Source organism: Variovorax fucosicus, from assembly GCF_030316825.1.
Lineage (GTDB): Bacteria > Pseudomonadota > Gammaproteobacteria > Burkholderiales > Burkholderiaceae_C > Variovorax > Variovorax fucosicus.
Genome location: NZ_JASZYU010000004.1, coordinates 266,905 through 281,577 on the forward strand (window position 1 = coordinate 266,905; position 14,673 = coordinate 281,577).

Below are 14,673 nucleotides of genomic sequence, written 5' to 3' on the forward strand. Positions count from 1 at the left end.
TGCCGGCGGCGGATACAGCATCCGGCACGATCAGGTCGGGTATAGCAGTCGCATGGCAGCCGCGCCCGCCTGCTTCGGTACACTGGGAACCGTCCTGCTCCGCGCTGCGGAAACGTCTTTGCGACCGCGCCCGCTTCTGCTCCGAGCCGCGCCAGGCACCCACCCAACTCCTACAGTTTTCGCATGCGTCGACCACCTCTCCAATTGCGGTTGGGCAACCAATGGTCTTTCTTTTGCCAGCCACGGGCCGAACTGCGCCTGCTCGGGACGGTTCAGGATGGCATGCAGATCGGAGCGCTCGCCCAACTGCCCGATGGTGCCTATGCCCAGGTCAATGGCGATTTGGTCCGGATCCTGAACACCAGCCGGGTCGAACACGCGCTGGATCGCGCCACCGGCACGCCGCGGGCGGCGCGCAACGCGCCGCCACCGCCCCGGCCGCCCGAGCATCAGCCGATCGTCACGATCAAGAAGAAGCGGCGCATCATCATTGCGCCCTGAGCGCATGAGGGTCGATGGGGCGCTGGCCGCGCGGCCGCGGCCTGACCGGCGGCCGCGAAAGGTCAATCAGGGCGCTGCTAGACTTTGCGCGATGCGTCGTTGGCTCGCCCTCTTTCTGCTGGTCTTGCTGCCGCTCCTGTCGAGCTGGAGCGTGGCATCGGCGTACTGCGGCGACGAGTCCGGTGCGCGTGCACAGCACCTCGGCCATCATGTGGACAAGCACCACGGCGATGGTCAGGACGTCTCGCCGGACAACCCAAGCGCAAACGCGGCCGATGCCGACTGCGACCATTGCCACAGCCCCGGGGCCACGCCGTTGAACCTTGAACGCGCCGTGCAGCCTGCAGTGCCCCGTTTGCCGATGCGTTGGCGTGAAGTGGCACTGCGTGCGCCACCGACGTCTCTGCCGGAACGCCCGAAATGGGCACGCCTCGCCTGATCGGCGAGGCGGGTCATCAACTTCCCTGGTTCCCGTTTGCGTGCGGCTTCGCGTCGCGCGTGGCGATCGTCCTGATCGCACCTTGCCGATCTCTCGTGAGTTCAATCATCACCGGAGAATCGGATGCACCGAAGAAGACGAAGAGTGGGCCGCCTGGCGCTGGCCCTGGCTGGCCTGGTCGGCGCTGCGAGCGCTTTCGCCCAGGCGCAAAACGCTGAAACGGGCGCCGCCGCCCCGACGCTCAAGCAGGCCTTCGAGGCCGCCTGGTCGCGGCAGCCGGAAGCCGTCGCGCTGCGCTTGCGCCGGGACGCCGCCCAGGCACAGCAGCAAGCCGCACAGGCCTGGACGCCCGAGCCGACGGCGCTGACGCTCTCGAACAAGACCGATCGACTCAACCGAAACCTGGGCGCGCACGAGCTCGAGGTGGGCGTCGCCATTCCGCTGTGGCTGCCCGGCGAGCGCGCGCGCAGCGGCGCTTTGGCCGAGGCGGAAACGAGTGGCGTCGAAAGCCGTGTGCTGGCGGCGCAACTGCGCATGGCCGGCGTGTTGCGCGAGGCCTGGTGGCAATGGCAGCGCGCGCTGGTCGAAGCCGGTTCGGCGCGCGACCAACGCGCCAATGCAGGCCTGCTCGCGGCCGACGTGGCGAAGCGCCTGAAGGCGGGCGACCTTGCCCGTGCCGATCAGCACCAGGCCGATGGTGCGGTGGCGGCGGCCGAGTCCGCCGAAGCGCGGGCAATGGCTGCGCTGGCCGGTGCGGCGCAGCAATTGCGCATCGCCTCGGTAGGCGCTGCGCCGCGCGGGGGCAACGCCACGCCGGCTGGCCTGGAACCGGAGCCACCGGTCGATGCGGCATCGGCGCGCGATGTGGCCATGCACCCGGCCTTCAGGGATCTGCAAGACCGCGCGACCGTGGCCGAAAGCGCTGCGGCGCTCGGCGCCGTGCGCACGCGCGCCAACCCCGAACTGACGCTGGCTGCAACGCGCGAGCGTGACCTGCGCGGCGAGCGCTACGAACCGTCGATAACCCTCGGCCTGCGCATTCCGTTCGGCGGCGGCAGCCGCCATACCGCCCGCACGGCCAGCGCACAGGCTGAAGCCACCGAGTTGCAGACGCAACTGCTGCTGGAACGCGAACGCATCGAGGCCGAGCAGGAGGCCGCGCGCGCTCGCGTGGCATCGGCCCGCGCACAGCTCTCGGCCGCCGAGCGCCGCGCACAACTCGCCAGCGAGTCGCGCGGCTTCTTCGACAAGTCGTTCCGGCTCGGCGAAACCGATCTGCCGACACGGTTGCGCATCGAGGCCGAAGCCGCCGAGGCACGACGCCAGGCCGCGAGCGCCCGCATCGAGGTGGCCGCTGCCATCTCGCAATGGCGACAGGCGCTGGGCCTGCTCCCCGAATGAACGCACAGGACAACTTCTTCATGAACACTCTTTTGATCCGTGTTGCCGCGTTCGTGGCGATGCTCTTTCTGCTCGCGGGTGCCGCATCGGCGGACGGCGACCATGACGCCCCGGCCGCTTCGGCCGGCCCGGCGCTGCCGCGCTTCGCCGCCGTTTCCGACACCTTCGAATTGGTCGGCGTGCTCAATGGCAAGCAACTCACGATGTACCTCGACCGCTTTGCCGACAACAGCCCCGTGAAGGACGCACAACTCGATCTCGAGATCGACGGCGCGAAGGTTCAGGCAACGCCGCACGGTGAAGGCGAGTTCGAGGCCCTGCTGGCCGAGGCGCCCAAGGCCGGTGTGCTGTCGATTGTGGTCACCGTCGTCGCGGGCAAGGAGTCCGACCTGCTGGCTGGCGAACTCGATATCCATGAGGCTGCGCATGCCGATACGGCAGCGGCAAGACCGCGCTGGCAACGCATGGCGACCTGGGCCATCGGCGCGCTGCTGGCCCTGGGCCTGCTCGCGTGGCTTGGCCGCCGAATGACGGCCGCGCGGCAGCGCCGCATCGGAGGTGCCGCATGAAGCGCGCGCTACTTCTCCTGATGGCCGGGCTGACGCTGGCACTGACCGGTTCGCCGTTGCTCGCCGGCGAAGGCCATGACCATGGCGACGCGCCCGCGGCGTCCAACGCCAACGGCCCGCAGCGCCAGCCCGATGGCAGCGTGTTCCTGCCCAAGCCCGCCCAGCGCCAGCTTGGCGTGCGCACGCTGGCCGCCGTGGCCGGTGAACTGCCGCGCACCGTTGAACTCAACGGCCGCGTGCTGATGGATCCCAACGCGGGCGGCAAGGTGCAGGCGGTCGTGGCCGGCCGCATCGAGCCCGGGCCGAAGGGCCTGCCGGATGCCGGCCAGGCGGTGCGCAAGGGGGAGGTGCTGGCCTGGGTGCTGCCCACGGCAGCGCCGATCGAGCGCTCGAACCAGGCCGCGCAACTGGCCGAACTGCGCGCCGGCCTGGCGCTGGCCAACAAGCGCGTGGCGCGGCTGAAGGAACTGGCCGACACAGTGCCTCGCAAGGACATCGAGGCCGCCGAGAGCGAGGCAGCGAGTTTTGCGGCCCGCGCTGGCGCCGTCGGTGCGGGCCTGAGCAGCCGCGACGCGCTGGTCGCGCCGGTGTCGGGCGTGATCGCTGCGGCGAACGTGGTGGCCGGGCAGGTGGTCGACGCGCGCGAACTGGTCTTCGAGATCGTCGACCCTTCGCGCCTGCGGATCGAAGCGCTGGCGTTCGATGCTGCGCTGGCATCCGATGTGGGTGGCGCAACGCTGGCGCTGGGCAACGAGCGGGTGCCGCTGGTCTTCATCGGCGCGGCGCGCAGCCTGCGCGAGCAGGCGCTGCCGATGAGCTTCCGCGCCGAAGGGGCGGTGCTGTCGAAGCTCGCGGTGGGCCAGCCGGTGCGGGTGTTCGTGCAGACGAAGCAGAAGGTCAAGGGCATCGCGCTGCCGGTGGTGTCGCTCATGAAGAACCCGGCGAACCAGACGATCGTGTGGGTCAAGACGGATGCCGAACGCTTTGCGCCGCGCACAGTGACGACGGAGCCGCTGGACGGTGTGAACGTCGCGGTGACTTCGGGGCTGGAGCCGGGCGATCGGGTGGCGACGCAGGGCGCCACGTTGATCAACCAGGTGCGCTGACATGAAACGTAGCTTTTCGATTCGATGTGGGTCGGGTGACTTGGGGATTGCATGTCGCTCCGGGCGGGATCACGCCGACGGGGTACCTTGCTCCGCGAATGTCCCCCGGCCTGCGGCCTCCTCCTTTATTTCGCTGCGCAAGGCACCCCATCGGCGTGATCCGTCAGGGCGGTGTTTGATCGGCCCGCACCACCGCCGCGTCTCTCGTGCACAGGGCATCGGGTGCTCCCCGCAGCGAAATAAAGGAGGAGCCGAAGGCGGGGGACATTCGCGGAGGGGAGTACCCGGTGCCCTGTGCACGCCCCCCGAACGCCTTCGCCCCCAGCGCCTTCGCCCCGAACCGACGTGCCCCGCATGCAGCAATGCAAGCCACCGGCAACACAACCCGCTGGGGAGCAACTGACATGTTCAAGTGGCTACTGCAAAACAGCCTGCGCAACCGGTTGCTGGTGATCATCGGCAGCGTGGTGTTGATGGCCTACGGCGCCTTCACCCTCTCGCGCACGCCGGTGGACGTGTTCCCCGACCTCAACAAGCCCACGGTAACCATCGTCACCGAGGCCGGTGGCATGGCCGCGGAGGAGGTCGAGCAGCTCATCACCTTCCCGCTGGAGACGACCATGAACGGCCTGCCCGGCGTGGAGACCGTGCGATCGGTGTCGTCCGCCGGCCTGTCGTTTCTCTACGTGACCTTCGATTGGAGCACCGACATCTTCCGCGCCCGGCAACTGGTGTCCGAGCGGCTGGCGTCGATGGAAGAGGGCATCGCCGCCGGGGTGACGCCGCGCATGGGCCCCATCAGTTCGATCATGGGCGAGATCATGCAGATCGCGATTCCGGTCGACACTGCCAAGATCAGCCCGATGGCCGTGCGCGAGTATGCCGACTGGGTGCTGAGACCGCGGCTGCTGTCGGTGCCCGGCGTGGCGCAGGTGATCCCCATCGGCGGCGAAGTGCGGCAGTTCCAGGTGCAACCGAACACCGTGCGCATGGGCGAACTGGGCATCACGCACGAGCAGCTGGAGGCCGCGCTCAAGGGCTACTCGGGCAACACCTCGGGTGGATTCCTGGAACTGAACGGCCGCGAATACCTGATCCGCAACCTGGGCCGGACCTCGCGCCTGGACGACCTCAGCAACCTCGCGCTCACCGCGAAAAATGGGCAGGCGATCCTGCTGCGCCAGATTGCCGAGGTGACTTTCGCCGCGGCCACCAAACGCGGCGATGCGGGCTTCGAAGGCAAGCCGGCCGTGATCCTCGGCATCCAGAAGCAGCCGACGGCCGACACCATTGCACTCACGCTGGCGCTCGAAGGGGCGTTGGCCGGCATGAAGGCCTCGCTGCCGCCCGGCATGGAGGCGCCACAGGTCACCTTTCGGCAGGCTAGCTTCATCGAAGCCTCGATCACCACGCTGCAGGGCAAGCTGATCGGCGCCTCGGTGTTCGTTGCGGTGATCCTGTTCTTCTTTCTTGGCACCTTGCGGCCGACCATCATCGCGCTCACCGCAATCCCGGTGTCGATCTTCATCACGGCGCTGGTCTTCAAGTACTTCGGACTGTCGATCAACACCATGACGCTCGGCGGCCTCGCGATCGCGATCGGCGGACTGGTCGACGATGCGGTGGTGGGCGTGGAGAACGTGCTGCGGCGCCTGAAAGAAGATCGGGTGAAGCATCCCGAGCACAGGCTGAATCCGATCGAGCTGGTTGCCCGCGCCACCATGGAAGTGCGCTCGGCGATCCTCTATGCCACGGTGATCATCGTGCTGGTGTTCATTCCGCTGTTTGCGCTGCCGGGGCTGGAGGGCAAGCTGTTCGTGCCGCTCGGCATCGCGTTCATCGTGTCGACGCTGGCCTCGTTGATCGTGTCGGTCACGGTCACGCCGGTGCTGAGCTACTACCTGCTGCCGCGCATGAAGTCGCTCGACCGTGGCGACACCAGGGTGCTGGCGTGGCTCAAGGCGCGCTACAGCAGCGGGCTGCAGGGCGTGCTGGCGCGGCCCAGGGCGGTACTGGTGGCGGCCGGCGTTGCCGTGCTGGCCGCGGCGGCGGCGGTGCCGTTCTTTCCGACCACCTTCCTGCCGCCATTCAACGAGGGCACGCTGCTGATCGGCCTGCGCCTGAACCCGGGCGTCACGCTGGCGGAAACCTCGGCGCTGGCGCGCCAGGCCGAGGTGCTGGTCAAGCAGGTACCGGAGGTCACGCACGTGGGCCGGCGCAGCGGCCGCGCCGAGCTCGACGAACACGCCGAGGGCGTGCATGTGAGCGAGCTCGATGTGGGCCTCAAGCCGACGGCCGAGCTGACGCGCAGCATGGACGAGATCAAGGGCGACATCCGCGCGCGCCTGGTCAACCTGCCGGCCGCGCTGGAGATCGGGCAACCCATCTCGCACCGCATTGACCACATGCTGTCGGGCGTGCGTTCGCAGATTGCGATCAAGATCTTCGGCGAGGATCTCGACGCGCTGCGCGGCCAGGCCGATGCATTGCGCGCGAAGCTGGCGGCCATTCCCGGCATCGCCGACCTGCAGATCGAGAAGCAGGTACTGGCGCCGCAGATCAAGGTGCGCATCGACCATGCCGCCGCCGCGCAATACGGTGTGCCGGCGCCGCAGGTGCTGGCCATGCTGCAAAGCCTGGTCGAAGGCGAGAAGGTGGCGCAGATCGTCGAGGGCGGCCGGCGGTTTGCGCTGGTGGTGCGCTTGCCCGAAACGGCGCGCTCCATCGAGGGCCTCGGTCAGATCCTGATCGAGACTCCGAGTGGCCGCATCCCGCTGTCGAAGATCGCGACCATCGAGGACGGCGACGGCCCCAACCAGATCAGCCGCGACGATGGCAAGCGCCGCATCGTGCTGTCGGCCAACGCGCAGGGGCGTGCGCTATCGGAGGTGGTGGCCGACATCCGTGCCGCCGTGGCGCAGACGAAGCTGCCCGAGGGCACATTCATCACGCTCGGCGGGCAGTTCAAGGCGCAGGAAGAGGCGTCGCGCCTGGTCGGGTTGCTGTCGCTGGTGTCGCTGACGCTGATGTTCGTGGTGCTCTACAGCCGCTACAAGTCGGCTGTGCTGTCGGCGCTGATCATGGTCAACATTCCGCTGGCACTGGTCGGCGCGGTGCTCGGCCTGTGGCTGTCAGGCCAGCCGCTGTCGGTTGCGGCGCTGGTGGGCTTCATCACGCTGGCCGGCATCTCGGTGCGCAACGGCATCCTGAAGGTGAGCCACTACATCAACCTGATGCGCCTGGAAGGCGAGGACTTCGACCCCGGGATGATCGTGCGCGGCTCGCTGGAGCGGCTGGCGCCGGTGCTGATGACGGCGCTGGTGACCGCCTTTGCGCTCGCGCCGCTGCTGTTCGAGGCCGAGCAGTCCGGCACCGAGGTCCTGCACCCGGTGGCGGTGGTGATCTTCTCGGGCCTGATCAGTTCGACCCTGCTCGACACCTTTCTCACGCCGGTGATGTTCTGGCTGTTCGGCCGCAAGGCGGCCGAACGGCTGATGGACGACAAGGATGTGGAGGCGCTTTGAGGATCACGAATGGCAGATGCATGCCTCGCCGTGCGCAGCGGACACCAGCTCACCGAGAATTCCGCATTCCCGGGCGCGGTGGCCCTGTGCGCATTGCGCCCGCAACGCGGTCAGCTGTTTTTCCAGTGCCTTGAGGCTTTTCAGCCGCGCGCGCACGCGCTCGATCTGCTCGTCCACGAGCAGGTTGATGTCGGCACAGTCTTCCAGGGGCGAAGTCGTGAAATCCAGCAGCTTCTTGATATCGGCCAACGGAATGTCGAGTGCCCGACAGTGGCGCACGAAAGACAAGCCCTCCAGATGCTCGCGCCCATAGGCACGGTAGCCATTGGCTTGACGCGCGGGCTCGGCAAGCAGGCCCGCACGCTCATAGAAGCGGATGGTGCCGACGTCGACACCGGTCGCGCTGCTCAGGTCGCCGATCTTCATCGTCTTCTCCAGTTGCGGTAAAGCGATTCATCGTAGCCGCTTGACCCTGTAGTGGGTGCAGGGTGTGAAATACCCCTGAAAGCGAAAACACATGGCAAAACACGAGCACTCACACCACGCAACTGCGGTCGATTCCTGCTGCGCGCCATCGGCCGCTGCAGGCCCGGACGTGCCGGTCGTGGAAGCGCCCAACACGTTCCGCATCGCGACGATGGACTGCACCGTGGAGGAATCCGAGATTCGCCGGCTGGTCGAACCGATCCCCGGTGTTCGCGGCCTGCATTTCCGGCTGCCCCAGAGAACCTTGCGCATCGATGCCGCCGACGAGGCCGTCGCGATCGCGCTCGCGGCCATCCGCAAGGCCGGCTTCGTGCCGGAGCCGGTGGCCGTCTCGACAGGCCAGGCCGACACCGGTGGCGGCGCGATGCACGAGCACGGCGCCAACACCGGCTATCTGCGGTTTGTCGCCGCGCTCGGGTTGGCCATGGTTGCGGAAGGCGTGTCTTTCTTCGCGCCGGACGCCATGGCGTGGAAAGTCGTCGGCATGGGTGTCGCTGCAGCGGCGATCTGGCTGGCCGGGCTGGAGACCTATGCCAAGGGCCTGACCGCGCTGCGCCACGGCAAGCTCAACATCAACGCCCTGATGTCGGTTGCAGTGACGGGCGCATTCGTCATCGGCCAATGGCCCGAGGCCGCCATGGTGATGGCGCTGTATGCCATCGCCGAACTCATCGAGGCGCGCGCGGTCGACCGTGCCCGCAACGCGATCAAAGGCCTGGTCGAGCTGGCGCCGGACGATGCCGAAGTGCTGCAGGCCGATGGCAGCTGGGGCCGCGCCAAGGCCAGCGATATCGCGATCGGCGCAGTGGCTCGCGTGAAGCCCGGCGAGCGCATCGCCCTCGATGGCGTGGTGACCCGGGGCAACAGCAGCATCAACCAGGCGCCCGTGACCGGCGAGAGCATTCCGGTGGACAAGGAGCCCGGCAGCCAGGTGTTTGCCGGCACGATCAACGAGAACGGTGAACTGGAGTTCCGTGTGACCGCGGTGGCCAGCAACACGACCCTGGCGCGGATCATCCATGCAGTGGAAGAGGCGCAGGGCACCCGCGCTCCGACGCAGCGCTTCGTGGATCGCTTCGCGGCCATCTACACGCCCACCGTGTTTGCGCTGGCGCTCGCGGTGGCCGTGCTGGCGCCGCTGCTGCTGGATTGGGCGTGGCTCACCGCCATCTACAAGGCGCTGGTGTTGCTGGTGATCGCCTGTCCCTGCGCGCTGGTCATCTCGACGCCGGTCACGGTGGTCAGCGGCCTGGCGGCGGCCGCGCGCCGCGGCATCCTGATCAAGGGCGGCACCTATCTCGAAGACGCGCGCTTGCTCAAGGCCGTGGCGCTCGACAAGACCGGCACCCTGACCGAGGGCAAGCCGAGACTGGTGGCATTCAAGGCTTGGCGGCAAAGCGATGCGGCCGAGGCGCGACGCTGGGCCAAGAGCCTCGCCGCCCGCTCCGACCATCCCGTTTCAAAGTCGATTGCCCAGGGCATCGAGGGCGCGGTGCTGGAAGTGGATCGGTTCAAGGCGCTGGTGGGGCGCGGTGTCGAAGGCGTGGTGGACGGCAAGGCAATGGTGTTGGGCAATCACCGCCTGATCGGGGAACGCAACCAGGCGGATCCGGAGCTTGAAGCAGAACTGGCCGCCCATGAAGCGCAGGGGCGCACCGTCACCCTGCTGGCGGACGACACCGGCGTGCTCGCACTCTTCGCCGTGGCCGACACGATCAAGCCGGGCTCGGTGGCCGCCGTTGCCCAACTGAAGCGGATGGGCGTCACCCCCGTCATGCTGACCGGCGACAACTTGGCGACGGCACAGGCCGTCGCACGCGTGGCCGGCATTGGCGATGTCCGCGGCGGACTGCTGCCGGAGGACAAGCTGTCGGCCATCCAGGACATGCGCCAGCGCTACGGCCCGACCGCCATGACCGGCGACGGCATCAATGACGCGCCGGCGCTGGCCCGGGCGGACATCGGTTTTGCGATGGGCGGCGCCGGCACCGACACGGCGATGGAGGCGGCCGACGTGGTGATCATGAACGACAACCTGGGCCGTATCGCGGAGACTATCCGCCTGTCGCGGCGCACCCATGCGGTGCTCTGGCAGAACATCACGCTGGCCCTGGCGATCAAGCTGGTGTTCTTTATGCTGGCTGTGTTCGGCAACGCGACCATGTGGATGGCGGTGTTCGCGGACATGGGCGCGAGCCTGCTGGTGGTGGCCAACGGCTTGCGCCTGCTGCGCCGGGTCCAATCGTGAAGGCGCCCGCCCGGCGGGCGCAGGCTGTTCACTGCTTGATGGCGATGTCCGGGTCTTCGGCTGCGCGCGCGCTCGCGGCGTTGCCGGAGGCAGCCAAGTCGGGCCCGAGCGTGCGGCGACCGTCGAACACGAAGCAGTCGCCGCGGTAGTGCGCACCGCCGACCTGCTCGAAGTACTTGAGGATGCCGCCCTCGAGCTGCAGCACGTCGGCCACGCCGGCCTCGCGCATCAGGATCGCGGCTTTCTCGCAGCGGATGCCGCCGGTGCAGAAGCTCACGACCGTCTTGCCCGCGAGCTGGTCGCGGTGGTCGAGCAGGGCCTGCGGAAACTCGGTGAATTTTTCGATGCGCCAGTCGATCGCGCCTTCGAAGGTGCCGTGGTCGACCTCGAAGGCGTTGCGCGTGTCGAGCATCACGATCGGCTGGCCCGCGTCGTCATGACCCTGATCGAGCCAGCGCTTAAGTGTTTGTGCCTCCACGCCCGGCGCGCGCCCGGCCGCAGGCTGGATCGCCGGATGATCCATGCGAATGATTTCGCGCTTGACCTTGACCAGCATGCGCCGGAACGGCTGCGCAACCGACCAACTCTCCTTGGTTTCGAGGTCGGCGAAGCGTGCGTCGGCGTGCAGGAGGGCAACGAAGCCGCGCACCGCCTCCGCGGCGCCGGCCAGGAACAGGTTGATCCCCTCCGGCGCCAGCAGGATGGTGCCCATGAGGCCCAGCGAGTGGCTGCGCGCACGCAGTTCGCCCTGCAGCGACAGCGCGTCGTCGATGGCCACGAACTTGTAGGCCGCGATATTCAAAATCTCTTGCACGGGGTGCGATTTTAGAGAACGAGAGATCGCATCGTGAACTGGCGGCTTTCTACAATGAAGCGATGTTTGTCCACCTGCGCCTGCACACCGAATTTTCCGTCGTCGACGGCACCAACCGCATCGACGAAGTCGTCAAGGCTGCCGCCAAAGACAAGCAGCCGGCGCTGGCCATCACCGACCTGAGCAACCTGTTCGGCGCGGTCAAGTTCTACAAGGAAGCGCGCGGCAAGGGCGTCAAGCCGGTTCTGGGCGCCGAGATCTTCGTCGAGGGGCTGGGCAAGGAAATCGGGGCGCTCACGCGCATGGTGCTGCTGGTGCAGGACACGCAGGGCTATCTGCACCTTTCGGAGCTGCTGGCACGGGCCTGGACGCAGAACGTCGGGCGCGGCCAGTCGCAGGCGGTCTGCAAGCTGGCCTGGCTCGAAGAACTCAACGGTGGGTTGATCCTGCTGTCGGGTGCGCAGGCCGGGCCGCTCGGCCAGCCCTTGCTGCAAGGCGGCGCGCACGGCGATGCGCGTGCGGCCGAAATCGCGTTGCAGCTCGCCGGCATCTTTCCGCACCGCTTCTACATCGAACTGCAACGTGCCAGCCGGCCCGAAGACGAGCCGCACGTGGTGGCGGCCGTCCAGCTCGCGGCGCGGCTGCAGTTGCCGGTGGTCGCAACGCACCCGGTGCAGTTCGCCGGGCCCGACGATTTCGAGGCGCACGAAGCGCGCGTCTGCATTTCGGAAGGCGAGATCCTCGGCAACCCGCGCCGCGTTCGCAAGTTCACGCGCGAGCAGTACTTCAAGTCGGCCGCCGAGATGGAGCAGCTCTTTGCCGACGTGCCGAGCGCCATCGCCAACACGGTCGAAATCGCCAAGCGCTGCAGCCTCACGCTGGTGCTCGGGAAGCCGCAACTGCCGGACTTTCCGACGCCCGAGGTCGATGGCGTGCGCATGCCGATCGACGAGTTCTTCCGCGTGGAATCCTTCGAAGGGCTGGAGCAGCGGCTGGCCCATCTCTATCCGGACGTTGCAAAGCGCGACGCCGAGCGGCCGCGCTATGTGGCGCGCCTCGAGTTCGAGATCAACACCATCCTGAAGATGGGTTTCCCGGGCTACTTCCTGATCGTCGGCGACTTCATCAAGTGGGCCAAGAACAACGGCTGCCCGGTCGGCCCGGGCCGGGGTTCGGGCGCCGGCTCGCTGGTGGCCTATGCGCTGAAGATCACCGACCTCGACCCGCTCGAATACAACCTGCTGTTCGAGCGCTTCCTGAATCCCGAACGCGTCTCGATGCCCGACTTCGACATCGACTTCTGCCAGGGCAACCGGGATCGTGTGATCGACTATGTCAAGGACAAGTACGGCCGCGACGCGGTGAGCCAGATCGCGACCTTCGGCACCATGGCCGCGCGTGCAGCCATTCGCGACGTGGGCCGCGTGCTCGACATGAGCTACATGTTCTGCGACGGCATCAGCAAGCTCATTCCGAACAAGCCGGGCCAGCCCGTCACCATCCAGTACCCGCCGAGCCCGAAGGTGGAAGGCGACAAGAACAATTACGCGATCGAGATGGAGCCGCAACTCGCGGCGCGCATCGAGAAGGAAGAAGAAGTCCGCATGCTGGTCGAGCTCGCGCAGAAGCTCGAAGGCATGACGCGCAACATCGGCATGCACGCCGGCGGCGTGCTCATTGCGCCCGGCAGGCTCACCGACTTCTGCCCGCTCTACCAGCAGCCCGGCAGCGACTCGGCCGTGAGCCAGTACGACAAGGACGACGTGGAGGCGATCGGCCTCGTGAAGTTCGACTTTCTGGGCCTGGCAACGCTCACGATCCTGGAGATCGCCAAGGACTTCATCGTCGCGCGCCACAAGGGCCAGGAAAAGTTCGCGTACGAAGACATCAAGCTGGACGACGCGGCCACCTACAGGCTGTTTGCCGACGGCAAGACCGAGGCAGTGTTCCAGTTTGAAAGCCGCGGCATGCAGGGCATGCTGAAGGACGCGCGGCCGACGCGGCTGGAAGACCTGATCGCGCTGAACGCGCTGTACCGTCCGGGCCCGATGGACCTGATCCCGAGCTTCGTTGCGCGCAAGCACGGCCGCGAGCCGGTCGAGTATCCGCATCCACTGGTGGCAGAGATGCTCAGCGAGACCTACGGGATCATGGTCTACCAGGAGCAGGTGATGCAGACCGCGCAGATCCTGGGCGGCTACTCGCTCGGCGGCGCCGACCTGCTGCGCCGCGCGATGGGCAAGAAGAAGCTCGAGGAGATGGCCGAGCACCGAGCCATCTTCCGCAAAGGCGCGGCGGTCAACGGCATCGAGCAGGACAAGGCCGACGAAATCTTCGACCTGATGGAGAAGTTCGCGGGCTACGGCTTCAACAAGTCGCACGCCGCGGCCTACTCGCTGCTGGCGTACCACACGGGCTGGCTCAAGGTCCACTACACGGCCGAGTTCTTCTGCGCCAACATGACGGTGGAAATGGACGACACCGACAAGCTCAAGGTGCTGTTCCAGGACGCGGTGAAGAATTTCGGCCTGACCTTCGAGCCGCCGGACGTGAACCGTGGCCGCTACCGCTTCGAGCCCGTCACCGACAAGGTCATCCGCTACGGCCTCGGCGCCATCAAGGGCACGGGCCAGCATGCGATCGATGCGATCGCGGCGGCGCGCGAGGAGGGCGGGCCGTTCAAGAGCCTGTTCGACTTCTGCGTGCGCGTGGATCGCACCCGCATCAACAAGCGCACGGTCGAGGCGCTGATCAAGGCCGGCGCCTTCGATGCGCTGCAACAGAACCGCGCATCGCTGAGCGCTTCGCTGGACCGCGCATTCGAATTCGCCAACGCCACCGCGGCCAACGCGGCGCAGGTCGACATCTTCGGCGACAGCGAGCACGGCTCGGCCACGCAGGAGCCCGACCTGGTCGACGCTACGCCCTGGGGCGTGAAGGAACGCCTGACCTACGAGAAGACGGCCATTGGCTTCTATCTCTCCGGCCACCTGTTCGACGAGGTCGCGCACGAGGTGCGGCGCTTCTGCAAGCGCGAGATCACCGACCTGCTCGATGGCCGCGAGCAGCAGGTGATCGCCGGCATCGTGAGCGACCTGCGCGTGATCAACGGGCAGCGCGGCCGGCTGGTGCTGTTCAAGCTCGACGACAAGAGCGAAGCCATCGACGCCACCGCCGACGAGGCCGTGTTCAACGCGAACCGCAACGTGCTGAAGGACGACGAACTCGTGATCGTCAGCGGCAAGTTGCAGCCGGGCCGAGGCGGCTTCGAGGCGCGCTTCAACGTGACCCAGGTGTGGGATCTGGCCGGGGCGCGCTGCCGCTTCGGCAAATTCCTGCGCGTGGCGGTCAACGGCAAGGCGCCCGACATTGCCCGCATCGCCCGCGACTTTCCGCCGCGCATCGAGAGCAGCGAACATGGCGAACTGCGGCAAGGCTTGCCTGTGCGCCTGTCGCTCGCGCGGGGCGGCGCGCAGGTGGAGTTGCAGTTGGGCGAGGCCGCGCGCTTCTTCCCGACCGATGCGGCGCTGGCCAGCTGGATGGCGCAGGCCGAGGCCGGCAAGGCGGCCGTGATCTACGAATAAA

General features: G+C 67.4%; 10 protein-coding genes. 8 read left to right on the top strand and 2 right to left on the bottom strand.

Annotation, left to right across the window (positions count from 1 at the left end):
* Nucleotides 1-282 precede the first annotated feature (282 nt).
* The 6 genes from QTI05_RS23460 (at nucleotide 283) to QTI05_RS23485 (ending at nucleotide 7,540) form a co-directional block, all read left to right on the top strand.
* A complete protein-coding gene (locus tag QTI05_RS23460; protein WP_286657923.1) occupies nucleotides 283-501 on the top strand; it encodes a hypothetical protein in 219 nt (72 codons plus the stop codon).
* A 91-nt stretch (nucleotides 502-592) separates the two neighbouring features.
* The gene (locus tag QTI05_RS23465) at nucleotides 593-940 is read left to right on the top strand and encodes a DUF2946 family protein (protein ID WP_286619812.1); all 348 of its coding nucleotides are present in this window, start codon (nucleotides 593-595) and stop codon (nucleotides 938-940) included.
* 123 nt (nucleotides 941-1,063) lie between these two features.
* Nucleotides 1,064-2,341 (top strand): TolC family protein, encoded by a 1,278-nt coding sequence (locus QTI05_RS23470; protein ID WP_444812956.1) that lies wholly within the window; start codon nucleotides 1,064-1,066, stop codon nucleotides 2,339-2,341.
* Between the two features lie 20 nt (nucleotides 2,342-2,361).
* Nucleotides 2,362-2,910, top strand: coding sequence for a hypothetical protein (locus QTI05_RS23475; RefSeq protein WP_286619814.1), 549 nt, complete (start codon nucleotides 2,362-2,364; stop codon nucleotides 2,908-2,910).
* Nucleotides 2,907-4,016 carry an efflux RND transporter periplasmic adaptor subunit gene (locus QTI05_RS23480; RefSeq protein WP_286619817.1) on the top strand — a complete coding sequence of 370 codons (1,110 nt, stop codon included), beginning with the start codon at nucleotides 2,907-2,909 and terminating at the stop codon, nucleotides 4,014-4,016. Before QTI05_RS23475 ends, QTI05_RS23480 begins: the two co-directional genes overlap by 4 nt.
* Before the next feature lie 404 nt (nucleotides 4,017-4,420).
* Nucleotides 4,421-7,540, top strand: a complete 3,120-nt coding sequence (locus tag QTI05_RS23485; protein WP_286619820.1) for an efflux RND transporter permease subunit — start codon at nucleotides 4,421-4,423, stop codon at nucleotides 7,538-7,540.
* Nucleotides 7,541-7,543: 3 nt separating this feature from the next.
* Here the strand turns inward: QTI05_RS23485 and QTI05_RS23490 are convergent, their stop codons facing one another.
* Nucleotides 7,544-7,966: a Cd(II)/Pb(II)-responsive transcriptional regulator gene (locus QTI05_RS23490; protein ID WP_286543121.1), complete on the bottom strand. Its 423-nt coding sequence runs from the start codon at nucleotides 7,964-7,966 to the stop codon at nucleotides 7,544-7,546.
* Nucleotides 7,967-8,057: 91 nt separating this feature from the next.
* Here QTI05_RS23490 and QTI05_RS23495 point away from each other — a divergent pair, with 91 nt between their 5' ends.
* A complete protein-coding gene (locus tag QTI05_RS23495; RefSeq protein ID WP_286619822.1) occupies nucleotides 8,058-10,274 on the top strand; it encodes a heavy metal translocating P-type ATPase in 2,217 nt (738 codons plus the stop codon).
* 28 nt (nucleotides 10,275-10,302) lie between these two features.
* On the opposite strand, the gene QTI05_RS23500 is transcribed toward QTI05_RS23495, so the two are convergent.
* Nucleotides 10,303-11,088 carry a sulfurtransferase gene (locus QTI05_RS23500; RefSeq protein WP_286619824.1) on the bottom strand — a complete coding sequence of 262 codons (786 nt, stop codon included), beginning with the start codon at nucleotides 11,086-11,088 and terminating at the stop codon, nucleotides 10,303-10,305.
* 62 nt (nucleotides 11,089-11,150) lie between these two features.
* Between QTI05_RS23500 and dnaE the strand changes: the two genes are divergently transcribed.
* The gene (dnaE, locus tag QTI05_RS23505; protein WP_286619825.1) at nucleotides 11,151-14,672 is read left to right on the top strand and encodes a DNA polymerase III subunit alpha; all 3,522 of its coding nucleotides are present in this window, start codon (nucleotides 11,151-11,153) and stop codon (nucleotides 14,670-14,672) included.
* Nucleotide 14,673: the final 1 nt, after the last annotated feature.

Excerpts from the sequence above, each read along its gene's own strand:
- QTI05_RS23475 (WP_286619814.1), top strand. The coding sequence starts at position 2,362 with ATGAACACTCTTTTGATCCGTGTTGCCGCGTTCGTGGCGATGCTCTTT.
- dnaE (WP_286619825.1), top strand. The coding sequence starts at position 11,151 with ATGTTTGTCCACCTGCGCCTGCACACCGAATTTTCCGTCGTCGACGGC.
- QTI05_RS23485 (WP_286619820.1), top strand. The coding sequence starts at position 4,421 with ATGTTCAAGTGGCTACTGCAAAACAGCCTGCGCAACCGGTTGCTGGTG.
- QTI05_RS23465 (WP_286619812.1), top strand. The coding sequence starts at position 593 with ATGCGTCGTTGGCTCGCCCTCTTTCTGCTGGTCTTGCTGCCGCTCCTG.
- QTI05_RS23480 (WP_286619817.1), top strand. The coding sequence starts at position 2,907 with ATGAAGCGCGCGCTACTTCTCCTGATGGCCGGGCTGACGCTGGCACTG.
- QTI05_RS23470 (WP_444812956.1), top strand. The coding sequence starts at position 1,064 with ATGCACCGAAGAAGACGAAGAGTGGGCCGCCTGGCGCTGGCCCTGGCT.
- QTI05_RS23460 (WP_286657923.1), top strand. The coding sequence starts at position 283 with ATGCAGATCGGAGCGCTCGCCCAACTGCCCGATGGTGCCTATGCCCAG.
- QTI05_RS23490 (WP_286543121.1), bottom strand. The coding sequence starts at position 7,966 with ATGAAGATCGGCGACCTGAGCAGCGCGACCGGTGTCGACGTCGGCACC.
- QTI05_RS23495 (WP_286619822.1), top strand. The coding sequence starts at position 8,058 with ATGGCAAAACACGAGCACTCACACCACGCAACTGCGGTCGATTCCTGC.